Below are 11,206 nucleotides of genomic sequence, written 5' to 3' on the forward strand. Positions count from 1 at the left end.
AGCCTACGCGCCCAATGATGGGCGGAGCCACAAGCTTCAAGCCCGACCAGGCATGGCGGTAGCTGCTCGAAGAAGGGCAAGAGGTCGCGACGTCTGATGGCTCTCGTCAGCAACACACCGCCCTTGCCGTCGACCACGTGAACCTGGAAGATAAGCTTCGCCAAATCGAGACCGACCGTTACAGCTGCGGACAGGTCGATGTTCTGCTTTGCGCATGGATGGGGCTCCTCGGAATGGTCCGTGATGGCAACGCGCCTGCCTTAAGAATGGTGCCGGTGCAGGCGCCGTCCATCCCATCAAGAGAGCTTGAGGGCTCTGGCTAAGCGCGACGGCATCAACCAGAAGACGGTGGCCAAGTGGAAGAGACGGAGCTCGACGGCGGATCTCAAGACCGGTCCATGCGAGCCTCGATCGACCGTGCTGTCGATCGAGGAGGAGGCGGTCATCGTACCGCCGGCATACTCTGCTGCCGCTCGACGATTGCCTCTATGCTCCGCAGGCGACGATCCCGCATCTGACGCGCTCATCATTGCACCGCTGAGCCTGCCGGCTGTTCGCTGCGATGCCAGGCACAAGCCAGGTCATTCGGCACTTGACTGATATCGCGCGCAAGACGTGCCCAGTTATCACCGTGCACCCGCGCGACTGAGCGGGCGCTAGTCACCTTCGGCGACCCTGTCTATCGCGACCCCTGTTCAAGCCCGAAGGCAGCGTCGACGGGTCGACGAGGCCCCTTCCCTTTAAGCAACTTCAACGACGCAGAGAGGGTTGAACCCGTGATTTTCCCGGTCGCCGTGAAGATTTGGATAGCCGGCCTGATTGGCGAAGACGCGTGTCCGTCCGACTCGATAATCATGCGACCCGTGATCGTGACCGTGGATCCAGAGTTCAGGCTGAAACTCTTCAATAATGTTGCTGAGGTCAGAAGCGAAGGCAGGCGTAAGCGGGCTTCCCTGATACCGCGACGCGATCGAATGTGGATGGGGGGCGTGGTGAGTGACCACGACAGTCGGGCCGCTGTGAGGTATGGCAAGCTCGTGCCGGACAAACGTCAAGTCCAGCCTGTGTTCTGCCGCAGCGTGCCATGGCATGAACCGGCTATAGTGCCCTCCCTCTTCCCGATAGCGAATGAGGCGATGATCATTCAGCGTTTGGCCGGCATAGACCATGGATGGCTTCGGCGTCCCGTACAGCCGGTAATCGGTCCATAAGATGCATCCGACGAAGCGGACGCCGTTGATGATGACCGTCCGGCGAAAAAGCAGATCAACATCGGCGAGCGCGGCCGCCTCCGCGCCCTTAGCAAGATTGGATTTGAATTCGGTTCCGTAGAACTCGTGGTTCCCTGGAACGTAGACGATCGGCCGATTTTGCAGCGGTCCGATTTCCCTTTGCGTGGACAGCCACTGGGCCGCTGCGGAAATTGGCTGACCGATGTCGCCGGCGAAAACGGCGACGTCGAATTCGGGCATTGGGGCTGGAAACTCGAACTTTCCACATTCGAGATGAATGTCGGAAATCAGTAGCAGGCGCATTCTATGTCCATTCGAAGATGGCCGCGCGATCGAGCGGGCGGCCGAAGTTTTCAGCCTGCCTTGGCAGCGGCAATTCGGGCGAAGAGTTTGACGATCCTACTTGGCGCATAGATCGATGGCCGCGTGGCATAGGACGCTTCGAACTCGGCAATCGGCATTGCGGAGGCGCCTGCGGCGATGGGGCCCATCACGTCGGCTTCGAGGCTATCGCCGACGAACAGTATTTGCGACAGCCGAAGCTCAAGCTCTGAGGAGACGAGCTGATAGATTTCCCGCCGTGGCTTGGTAAAGCCGACTTCGCAGGAAAGAACGAACCCGTCAGGCCAATCTGGCAGGCAATTAAGCAGTGGCCACTTGTAGGGCCACGCCAAATTCGAGCAGATAGCGATCTTCAGCCCCGCTCGTTGCAACGTCGGCCAGATCAATTTCATGTCCGGTCGTACGCGTATCGAAGCGCACTCCGCCTGTAGATCCGCCTCTAGTTCTGCGAATCTCGCTTCATCTACGGGTGTGGCAATCTCTCGCGAAAGCTCGCGAAGGCCGATCGCTTGAGTGAGCGCCTGCACAGCGGCTGCGGGCTCGCTTCTAAGAAGCGCGTGGTACGGCCGGCGCTTGTCAGTGATCTCGACAACGGTGCCAAAGGCATCGAAGCAAATTGCGCGAATCTCAGCCATCGAGTCTCAGTGCCAGATTAGATTGTCGATGGTGTACGGCTTAAAGTTGATGTCGGCTTCGTTTGGAGCGATGTGGCGGACGACGCCTGCTAGGCATTGCCGAACTTCGATTTGACGTTCGAACGACACGGACAACAGTTCTATCGGTGCCTGCCCAGCGAACGGTTCGGCCTCAATTGGGCGCAAGAGCCAACGCCTTTCCTCCTCGGCGGTTTTCACAAACTGCCGCAAGCCGGCGAAGACTCCTAAGATCGCCGAAATCCGCATCATGGTGTCTGTTTCGAGAACGAGCGGCTTGTGCCATCGGGCGAGGCGAACCCAGCGGCGAAATTCTCGCTGTCTGCAGCCAAGCAGTTGAAGCTGTCGCCGCTCTGGGAGATCCCATCGCTTCGCGATGTTGACGAACACGCGCATGACGGGGCCGCTCAAGCGCGCCCGCTCTTCGTCGGTTGGTTCTTTCACCGCTTGGCTCCCACGTGGATTCGAGTTTGACGAATGGCCGCGCGGCAGCGCCATCCGAGATTCGTGTAGAGTATACTCCGTGGTGAAATACTCTACAATCCAGCTCTTTCCATCGGATGGAAATCCGAGAGGTCCTGGCGGCCAACATAAAGCGATACCGGCGCACCGCTGGTTTGTCGCAGGAAGAACTCGCTCTCAGAGCAGGGGTCGACCGGACTTACATCAGTGCAATCGAGCGGTGTCGCTACAGCGCAAGCGTCGACGTATTGGATAGGATCGCCCGGGAGCTCGGTGTCGACGCAGCTGCGCTTTTGACACGACCGAGCACCGAATTTGGCGAGTGAGGTACCTGCGCTGCTAGGCGTCCCACGGCAGCGGTAGCGCAACCTACCCCGGTGCGTTGGCTAGTGGCCCAAATGGTAGGTGCGCTGCGCGCCCGGCAGGCGCCGGGGTTTGCGCGTTGGCAGGTCGTCCCCTGCCCTCAAAGCCAGCACTGCCGCCGCGACAGCGGGCCGGGCATGCGTCTCCTCTTCCTCCCTCGCCTGCGCAAACAATCGGACACTTGGCACCCTCGAGCCACTCTTCGGCAAGCGAAGGCGAACTTCCCGACAAGGTCGTGATGCTGTCCGCTGGTTGAGCGGCGTCAAAGCTATCATAGTTTACTCTCGGAGCTGCGATACCACTTGCGCGTGAGCCATCTTGTCCGGCGTTTAGATCGGCATCCTGCCGGATGATCATCGCAACATCGCCGCCGGTGTCGCTGCGGCTCTCACGAGGCGACCCGTCGAGGTGGAAGCGATCGTTTCAACTCCGAGTGGCGCGCAGATTGTCGGCCACATAATTCTGCCTGCCGGCCCAGAGTAATTAGCCCCCTGATTCTACCCATTTTGTCGGTGCAGCTGTGCGAGCGCCCCTGGTCATCGCCTGACGCGACTTGTGGCCGATTGTTGGTTGGCCCGGAACGTATCAGGAAAGGTGGCCCATTAGTTTCGATAAGCCAATGATATATAACGGCTATTCTCCGTATCGGCCAGTTTGAAAAGCTCTGGTTCGGCGCCGGTTCCACAAAGGTCAGAATCCATTAACCCTAAATGGCTGGACGCCCGCAGAGAATCGTGGCGTAGCTTGTCGGGCATTGGGCGCTAGAACGCCCTTAACCCGACAATGAGGACAAGAAGCGCCAATGGCCGACCCCCTGGCGAAGGATATCCGCCATAGTGAAGCCGCGGAGCGCGTCTGGCGGCATGCTGGTGTCCTGTCACGTCAGCTGAATGTCTTGCGTGAACGGATGTACCCCCCTCACGCGCAGAAGCATTTGCGACACTTTCTGACGAATGAGGTGTCAAAACTTACCTCCATTCCTGACTCGACGCTGAAGCTGATGTCGAACGAGGGCAAAGGTCCCCTCCCCGCTCGGCTTGAGAACAATCATCGGGCTTACACGCTAGCGCAAGTAAATGAGTTACGGCGCCTGTTTGCACAGCAGAAGCCTGCGGAGGCACTGCGCTTTTTACCTCACCGGCGCCGTGGCGAACACCTGCAAGTTATCGCGGTTGCGAACTTCAAAGGCGGTTCGGCGAAGACCACTACGAGTTTGCATCTGGCGCACTTTCTCGCCCTCCAGGGCTATCGGGTGCTGACCATAGATCTCGATCCCCAGGCTTCACTATCTGCGATGTTCGGTGCGCAGCCGGAGATCGACGTTGGCGACAACGAAACGATCTGGGCGGCGTTGCGGTACGACGAGCTGCGCCGGCCGATGCGGGAGATCATCCGGAAAACCTACTTTGACGGCGTTGATCTTGTTCCCGGCAACCTCGAGGTTATGGAGTTCGAGTACGACACGCCCCGTGTGCTCGCACGAGGAGCAAAGACAGACAGCTTGTTCTTCGAGCGCCTCGGCTTGGCCATCGACGAGGTGGAAGCTGACTACGACGTTGTTGTCCTCGATACGCCCCCTTCCCTCGGCTATCTGACGCTCGGCGCGATCTACGCATCGACGGGCATGATCGTGACAATCCATCCAGCGATGCTCGATGTGGCGTCGATGAGCCAATTCTTGTTGATGATGGGCGACCTGATCAATGTGATCGCTGGCGAGAATGCCACGATGCGTCAGGATTTCTTTCGCTATCTGGTCACTCGCAACAATCCGTACGACAAGCCGCAGACTGAGATAGTTTCGATGCTGCGGACGTTGTTCCCTGATGACGTCATGACGCCGACGGCAGTCGAAAGCACTGCGGTTGAGGCTGCGGGACTTGCCAAGCGTAGCATCTATGAGCTCGAGTCTGGCGAGATCGGGCGAGATGCGTTCAAGCGCGCGCGGGAGTCGTTCGACGCGGTCAATGAAGGAATCCTCGAATTGATCAAGCAGACCTGGGGGCGGGCATGAGTAAGCCGCCTCGCCGCTCGATCGTCTCCAGCTTTGGCGCGCTTTCGCTTACCGCGAGTTCCGCCGCGAGCGAGCAGGATACCAGCCTCGAAAGCGTGCCAAACGCTCCGCCCCCCAGAGTTCCGGCTGGAGTAATTGGAGCAACTCAGCGGACGCTGGCCGATATCCGCGAGGAGCGTGATCGGCTGAAAGCACTGGTCGAGTCCGGGGCCGCCGGTCTTAAGGAGCTTGACCCAGCGCTGATCGACCCGTCGCCGTTCCCAGATCGGCTAGCGGACGATTCTCCTGCCGAGTTCGAAGCTTTCCGAAAGACATTTCTGGAAGAGGGTCAACAGATCCCAATCCAGGTTCGTCCACACGCGGAACTGGAGGGGCGCTATCAGGTCATATATGGACACCGCCGTGTCCGAGCTGCACGTGACATTGGTGTTCCGGTTAAGGCGCTGGTCCGATCTCTCTCTGATTCCGAGTTGGTGGTTGCACAGGGCCTCGAGAATGGTAGTCGCCAGGATTTGACCTGGATTGAGCGTGCCTTGTTCGCGTGGCGAATGGAGAACGCCGGAATTAAGCCGCGCGACATCAAAGCGGCACTGTCGTTGGATGATCAGGAAATGGCGCGGATGCGATCCGTTTGGCGCGCGCTTCCAATCGATCTGATTACAATGATTGGCCGCGCTCCAAAGGTGGGGCGACCGCGCTGGCTTGAGTTGGCGGGAGCTGTTGGGGAAAAAGCAGCACTGCTCGAACTGGCTCGAAAAACCTTGTCAGCTGGCAAGGTTTTGGCGCTGCCCTCTGACGAACGCTTTCGCGAGATCCTTGCGGCTGTGCAGCCGCCAGGCTCGCCGCCTCAGACGGAAGTCGCGCTGCTTGCCGGATCCGGAGCCCGACTCGGGCGAGCGAGCTTCACGTCAAAAGAGGTGCGCCTCGTTGTTGATCGAGCTCATGCGGCGTCATTCGCTGAGTTCCTCAGGGGCGAATTGCCATCACTGATGGATCGATATCTCAGCCAAGCGAGTGCTGCGAAGGACTCCAGGTGAGGAGACCTTGTCAGCTGGCAAGGTTTTGAAACGCTGGGAATGAAAGGAGAGGAAATGGGAGCAGCTCGGCTAGGCCCGATAGTGTTGAGTTCTCGAAGGCCTGGTCAACAACGAAGCTAACGGCAGTAGGCAAAGAAAAAGGCCCCCGAAACGGTGTTCCGGAAGCCCTTCTCATAGTCGGCAACTTGAGAATCGCACTTCCCTGAATCCCCGTCAAGAGTCCCATTGGGATTTAAGCGCCTTTTCGGCGAGCGGACTTCTTTTGCCCTAATCAGGCGAAGACCCATGGAAAAAAGACTCTCGACGACGCCCTTTGGGCGGCGAACGCTGACGCTTGCGCATGTTGCAGGCCAAGTGATCGCAGACGCTTGCCCGCCCGCCAAGGCGACTCATAAATGGAATGTGTTTCGTGACATCTGCGCGGCGAAGGCCCGAGTCGGCGTGTCCGAGCGGGCGCTTGCCGTCTTGGATGCCCTTTTGACCTTTCATCCGGAGACCGTGCTGACTGGCGAAGGGTTGATCGTCTTCCCGTCCAACCACCAACTTTGTCTGCGCGCCCATGGCATGGCCCCGGCGACACTGCGCCGGCATCTGGCTGTCCTTGTGGATGCGGGGCTCATCGTTCGCCGCGACAGCCCAAACGGCAAGCGCTATGCGCGCAAGGGCAGTCACGGCGAGATCGAGCTGGCTTTTGGGTTCGACCTGGCGCCGCTGGTTGCGCGGGCCGAGGAGTTCGAAGTCTGGGCTGAAGAGGTTCGCGCTGAAGAGCGGGCGCTGAAGCTTGTGCGAGAGCGCATCACGATCTGCCGTCGCGACCTCGCGAAGATGATCGCGATGGGCATACAAGAGAGCATCCCGACCCAGCGCCAGGGGGTAGGTCCCGCTAGCTGGGCCGATATTCAAGGCGAACTCCTCACACTTCTCGGCCGGTTGCCGCGGAAGGGCTCGGCGATCGTCCTGGAGCCGCTAGCGCAGCAGCTTTCGATGCTCGCGGACGAAGTGCACAGCCTTCTGGAAATGCACGTTAAAAATCAAAATATGAGCGGCAATGAGTCTCATATTGAGCATCACATACAGAATTCAAAACCAGACTCCCTCACTGACTCTGAACCTAGCTTTCGAGAAAGCAGGGTGGCCGCTTCGGAGGGAGAGCTTGAAACGACGCGCCTGCCAGTTCGCGCTTATCCCTTAGGGATGGTGTTGGACGCCTGCCCGRACATCATTGATTACAGCCGTGGCGGTATCTCGAGTTGGAGGGATTTGGTGGCAACCGTAGCGGTGGTCAGGCCTATCCTCGGAATTAGTCCGAGCGCCTGGGCCGGGGCACTGGCTGTCTTGGGAGAGATAGAGGCATCGATCGTGGTCGCCGCCATTCTGCAGAAGGCTGAAGCTATCAACAGCGCGGGGGGCTATCTGAGAAACCTAACGCGGCGAGCCGAAGCGGGTGAGTTCTCATTAGGGCCAATGCTGATGGCGTTGATTGGATCCCGAACGCGCGAAAAGCGAAGCGCGTAATCGTGCGGGGGAAGTTTGTTAAGGTTAATGAAGCCGCAGCCTGCGCTCGCGTGATGAGGCGATGTCTGGCTCGCGGGTGGGGAGGGAGCCCACAAGAGTGTTCATTTGGGTGGCTCGCATCAATCCGGTGAATCGATGATAGCCAATCGATTCAAGCTTTGCGTTGGACGTCGTCCTGCCGCGAGGATGGAGTGGCGGCATGGAACACGTGCTCGAACCACCTCCTTACAAGTTGCAAATGCTGGTCCTCGAACGGCGGGACCATGCGCGCAACATGGCGCGCTTTTATGTGCTGGCCGTCGAACCGACTTTGTTTGACGAGTTCGCGCTCGTGCGCGAGTGGGGGCGATGGGGCAATGTCGGCCGGCGACGGTTGGATCTGTACGGAGATCTCGACCAAGCGGCTGAGGCGCTGGAGGATTGGTTGCTTAGAAAGACCAAGCGCGGCTATCGCATTGTCGGCACCGCGATAGGAGGAAATGAGCCTGAGTTGGGTCAGGGGAGGGCATTTTCAAGCCCAGCTTCGACGAGGTAGCACGCAACAGTCTCTCAATGGCGAAGGCACTACTCGATGAGACATTGCGGTCATCCTGACCTTTCCGGGCATCGTCGAGGTGTACACCGCAGGGGAGGGCGGCTACTACAACCCGACAGCCTTGGTCAGATTGACCTGGAAGCGACCGCGGCGGCGCTTTGTGTGGACGCGCTGGAGCTGAATTCGACAGATTCGAGCCGAGCCTTAGGATGGTCGATCGGGTGCCGGCCTGTCAGGAGCGCAAGCTCTGCCTCGAATAGGGCCTGAGGTTGAAACTGGGCGATTATATTCTGTCAGGTGAATGTGCGACTAGATGTGGCAAAGGGGGCAGAATGGCTCAAGCTGTGAAGGCTCCGCTGCAGAGCGAATCCCTGGTCCTGTCCTATATGGACCGGGCCGGCAGGATTGCGATCACTCAGCTGGCGGACGGCTTCGGCATGTCGAAGACCCAGCTCGCCGAAACCGCGGGTCTCGCTCGCGAGACGCTATACCGAGCCGAGCGGAGCGGTGCGCGACGGACCCAGGGCCGGCTCCGCGAAATGCTCGAAATCATCAGCTGCGTCTCGGAATGGGCGGGTGGCAAAGAGCAGGCGATGGCCTGGTATCGGGCTCAGCCCCTGCCGGCCTTTGGCGGACGAACCGCCGAGGCACTGGTCAAGGAGGGCAAGGCTGCGGCCGTTCGGGACTATCTCGACCACATGGCGCTTGGCGGCTTTGCGTGAGGTTTGTCGGGACCTGCTACCGGGCACATGATCCGCGCTGGGCTTTCAAGCCGCTGTCGGGGGATGGCGCGGCGATCAGGGGCGCCCGCTTCAACCCAAAGGGGATCCCCGCGCTGTATCTCGGCTTGAGCATCATGACCGCGATCAAGGAGGCCAACCTGGGTTTTGCGCATCGCATCGACCCCTGTGTGTTGTGTTCCTATGAGATCGATAGTGAGGATGTCGCTGACCTGACGACGGAGCAGGGCAGGAGAGAGCATGCGGTCGAGCGCGATGATCTCAACCTTGTGCTCTGGCGCTGGGGACCGGATCTGCCGATCGCGCCGGCGCTGATCACGGCGGGGCAGTTCGGCTGCGGCATGACCGGGTTGGCTGAGCCGCAAGGTGCAGTGCGGCGACCAAGCTGTTGCGCAGTGAATTGTTGGCTGATCGAGCGATCCGCCCGTTTCGCTTGGCTTGCATTGCCCATAGCTTAGCGGTCGGGGAATCGTAGACGAGGGGCGTGGTGTGATGACGAATCGCGTTGAACTCGCTGTCGAAGCGGCAGCGAAGGCTCTTCATGAGACGGTCCGACGTCAGCATCAGCTGCGCTGGGAGCTGATGACGGAGCGCTGGCGCGCTGACATGAGGGACTATGTCCGCCCCTGTGTTTTAGCGACGTTGAAAGTCGCGGATAAACTCAGCCCACAGCCGCGTCGGCCGACCGTTCCGAGCAGAATCTCGCTCCGGGCCTGAGGCTAAGCTCTAAAGGCCAGCTGCCTTGGTGAGATTGACCCGGAAGCGATCGCGGCGGCGCTGGTAGCGCCGGGTCATTTCGGCACTGGCGTGCCCCAGCTGCTTTTGGACATAGCGCTCGTCGACCTCGGCCGAGGAGGCGAGCCCGGCCCGGAGCGAGTGACCAGAAAACTTCTCGGCCCGTTGCCCTTCAGGAAGGTCGCCGCGCACGCCGGCAGCCAGGGCCGTGCGCTTGACGAGACGCGCCACCTCCTGATCAAGGAGGCGCTCAGGACCGACGTCCTGGCCCTGGCCGGTCACGCGGCGAAACAGCGGCCCGTGTGCGATCCTGGCGAACCTGAGCCAGGTTTGCAGCGCGGCGATGGGGCAGGTCGTGTCCGACGAGCCGCGGCTGATCTCAACCTCGCGCCAGCCATTCTTGCCGCGCAACGTCACAATCATGCCCTTGTCGAGGATCTCGACCCAGCCCCGGCCATCCTCGCTGTGGTCCGGACCAGCATCGAGGCCGACGATCTCCGAGCGCCGAAGACCGCCGGCGAAGCCAAGCAGCAGCATGGCGCGATCGCGCAGGCCACGCAGGCTGGCGCGATCGAGCGTCTCGAGCATGGCGATGACGTCTTCCGGCAGCACCGCCTCTTTCTGGACTGGTGGACGACCGTGGGTGTTTCGGATCCCTGCGAGCACGGTCGCAATATGGCGATCCTGCCGGTCGAGGGGGGGACCGCGCTGAGCGTAGGTCCAGGCCAAGGCAGAGAGGCGGCGTTCGATCGTGCTCACCGTTGACGGCCGCCGATCGCCACTGGCGGTGCCGGAGGCAAGGGCGGTGATGTAGAGCCCGATGACCTGGGGATCGGGCTCCCCAGCCGAAATGCCCTGGCGACGGCACCAGCCCGAAAAATGCTTCCAGTCCGAGGCATAGGCGCGACGCGTATTGGGCGAGCTGGCCGCTTCGACGTAGCGGCGGGCCCGACCGGCAAGATCCTCGAGCTGCGGTGAGAGGACACTTTGCGCAGCGACATCGGGCGCCATGGGAGGTGAGGGGGTGATTGTTCCGGATGACCCCGTGTCGCTGCTCATGACTGCGCCCCTATCAACGGACGTCCCAGGGATTGACGACCGAGGCGCCCATCGTCTCGAATTGGTCTGACCGGCGGCTGACCACGATCATGTCATGCACGATCGCGGTTGCCGCAAGCAGCGCGTCCGCCACCGCATCAGGGGCAGGGGAGGCGATCCGACCCCACGCGGCCGCCACGCGGTCGCAGACCGGCAGGATTCGATCGTGATGGTCATGGCGGAGCTTGCGCAGCCATTCGCTGAGCTGGGCCGCCTGGTCGGGTTCGCGCGGCCGGTGTGCGGCGATGGCCCGGCCGAGCTCACCAAGCGTGATCACGCTGAGATAGACGCCCAAGGGGTAGATGGCGCGCAGCCAAGCGACCGCCGGCGGTGATCCCGTGCGAACCTCGGCAACGAAATCAGTTGCAAGCAGGTACATCAGACGATCTCGCGATCGAGTGCGCCGCCCGCCGATATCACCAACTTCACGAGCGCTTCGTCCCAAAATGGCGGGTTAAGGAGATCGTCGACGAGCGTGGG

Annotated in this window: 11 protein-coding genes and 3 pseudogenes; 8 read left to right on the top strand and 6 right to left on the bottom strand. The window is 60.7% G+C overall.

Features of this window, described 5'->3' with window-relative positions:
* Positions 1-194: pseudogene (locus AC1D34_RS26320) on the bottom strand (IS110 family transposase); the annotation flags it as partial.
* Between the two features lie 103 nt (positions 195-297).
* Here AC1D34_RS26320 and AC1D34_RS26325 point away from each other — a divergent pair.
* Positions 298-538 (top strand): annotated as a pseudogene (locus tag AC1D34_RS26325) (IS481 family transposase); the annotation flags it as partial.
* A gap of 202 nt (positions 539-740) precedes the next feature.
* On the opposite strand, the gene AC1D34_RS26330 reads toward AC1D34_RS26325, so the two are convergent.
* Genes AC1D34_RS26330 through AC1D34_RS26340 form a run of 3 tightly spaced genes read right to left on the bottom strand, consistent with a single transcriptional unit; the run spans position 741 to position 2,671 of the window.
* The gene (locus AC1D34_RS26330; RefSeq protein ID WP_476825776.1) at positions 741-1,535 is read right to left on the bottom strand and encodes a metallophosphoesterase; all 795 of its coding nucleotides are present in this window, start codon (positions 1,533-1,535) and stop codon (positions 741-743) included.
* A gap of 50 nt (positions 1,536-1,585) precedes the next feature.
* The gene (locus AC1D34_RS26335; RefSeq protein WP_476825777.1) at positions 1,586-2,209 is read right to left on the bottom strand and encodes an HAD family hydrolase; all 624 of its coding nucleotides are present in this window, start codon (positions 2,207-2,209) and stop codon (positions 1,586-1,588) included.
* A 6-nt stretch (positions 2,210-2,215) separates the two neighbouring features.
* Positions 2,216-2,671, bottom strand: a complete 456-nt coding sequence (locus AC1D34_RS26340) for a hypothetical protein (protein WP_476825778.1) — start codon at positions 2,669-2,671, stop codon at positions 2,216-2,218.
* Between the two features lie 116 nt (positions 2,672-2,787).
* Between AC1D34_RS26340 and AC1D34_RS26345 the strand changes: the two genes are divergently transcribed.
* From AC1D34_RS26345 to AC1D34_RS26375, 7 genes and pseudogenes are all read left to right on the top strand, one after another.
* Positions 2,788-3,015, top strand: a complete 228-nt coding sequence (locus AC1D34_RS26345; protein ID WP_476825779.1) for a helix-turn-helix domain-containing protein — start codon at positions 2,788-2,790, stop codon at positions 3,013-3,015.
* A gap of 839 nt (positions 3,016-3,854) precedes the next feature.
* The gene (gene repA, locus AC1D34_RS26350; RefSeq protein WP_476825780.1) at positions 3,855-5,066 is read left to right on the top strand and encodes a plasmid partitioning protein RepA; all 1,212 of its coding nucleotides are present in this window, start codon (positions 3,855-3,857) and stop codon (positions 5,064-5,066) included.
* Positions 5,063-6,103 (top strand): plasmid partitioning protein RepB, encoded by a 1,041-nt coding sequence (repB, locus tag AC1D34_RS26355; protein WP_476825781.1) that lies wholly within the window; start codon positions 5,063-5,065, stop codon positions 6,101-6,103. Before repA ends, repB begins: the two co-directional genes overlap by 4 nt.
* 285 nt (positions 6,104-6,388) lie before the next feature.
* Entirely contained in the window at positions 6,389-7,618 is a 1,230-nt protein-coding gene (repC, locus tag AC1D34_RS26360) for a plasmid replication protein RepC (RefSeq protein ID WP_476825782.1), read from the top strand.
* Between the two features lie 199 nt (positions 7,619-7,817).
* Positions 7,818-8,153, top strand: a complete 336-nt coding sequence (locus tag AC1D34_RS26365; protein WP_476825783.1) for a WGR domain-containing protein — start codon at positions 7,818-7,820, stop codon at positions 8,151-8,153.
* 332 nt (positions 8,154-8,485) lie between these two features.
* Positions 8,486-8,875 carry an MbcA/ParS/Xre antitoxin family protein gene (locus tag AC1D34_RS26370; protein WP_476825784.1) on the top strand — a complete coding sequence of 130 codons (390 nt, stop codon included), beginning with the start codon at positions 8,486-8,488 and terminating at the stop codon, positions 8,873-8,875.
* Positions 8,872-9,192, top strand: a pseudogene (locus tag AC1D34_RS26375) (RES family NAD+ phosphorylase); the annotation flags it as partial. The gene AC1D34_RS26370 and the pseudogene AC1D34_RS26375, both read left to right, overlap by 4 nt.
* Positions 9,193-9,619: 427 nt before the next feature.
* Here AC1D34_RS26375 and AC1D34_RS26380 read toward each other — a convergent pair.
* A complete protein-coding gene (locus tag AC1D34_RS26380) occupies positions 9,620-10,639 on the bottom strand; it encodes a tyrosine-type recombinase/integrase (RefSeq protein WP_476825786.1) in 1,020 nt (339 codons plus the stop codon).
* 61 nt (positions 10,640-10,700) lie between these two features.
* Positions 10,701-11,105 (bottom strand): PIN domain-containing protein, encoded by a 405-nt coding sequence (locus AC1D34_RS26385; protein ID WP_476825785.1) that lies wholly within the window; start codon positions 11,103-11,105, stop codon positions 10,701-10,703.
* Positions 11,106-11,206 lie beyond the last annotated feature (101 nt).

This window comes from Allobosea sp. P1_A7 (assembly GCF_056406775.1).

Coding starts and splice junctions, on each gene's coding strand:
- AC1D34_RS26365 (WP_476825783.1), top strand. CDS start 7,818: ATGGAACACGTGCTCGAACCACCTCCTTACAAGTTGCAAATGCTGGTC.
- AC1D34_RS26330 (WP_476825776.1), bottom strand. CDS start 1,535: ATGCGCCTGCTACTGATTTCCGACATTCATCTCGAATGTGGAAAGTTC.
- AC1D34_RS26370 (WP_476825784.1), top strand. CDS start 8,486: ATGGCTCAAGCTGTGAAGGCTCCGCTGCAGAGCGAATCCCTGGTCCTG.
- repB (WP_476825781.1), top strand. CDS start 5,063: ATGAGTAAGCCGCCTCGCCGCTCGATCGTCTCCAGCTTTGGCGCGCTT.
- repA (WP_476825780.1), top strand. CDS start 3,855: ATGGCCGACCCCCTGGCGAAGGATATCCGCCATAGTGAAGCCGCGGAG.
- AC1D34_RS26345 (WP_476825779.1), top strand. CDS start 2,788: ATGGAAATCCGAGAGGTCCTGGCGGCCAACATAAAGCGATACCGGCGC.
- AC1D34_RS26335 (WP_476825777.1), bottom strand. CDS start 2,209: ATGGCTGAGATTCGCGCAATTTGCTTCGATGCCTTTGGCACCGTTGTC.
- AC1D34_RS26380 (WP_476825786.1), bottom strand. CDS start 10,639: ATGGCGCCCGATGTCGCTGCGCAAAGTGTCCTCTCACCGCAGCTCGAG.
- AC1D34_RS26385 (WP_476825785.1), bottom strand. CDS start 11,105: ATGTACCTGCTTGCAACTGATTTCGTTGCCGAGGTTCGCACGGGATCA.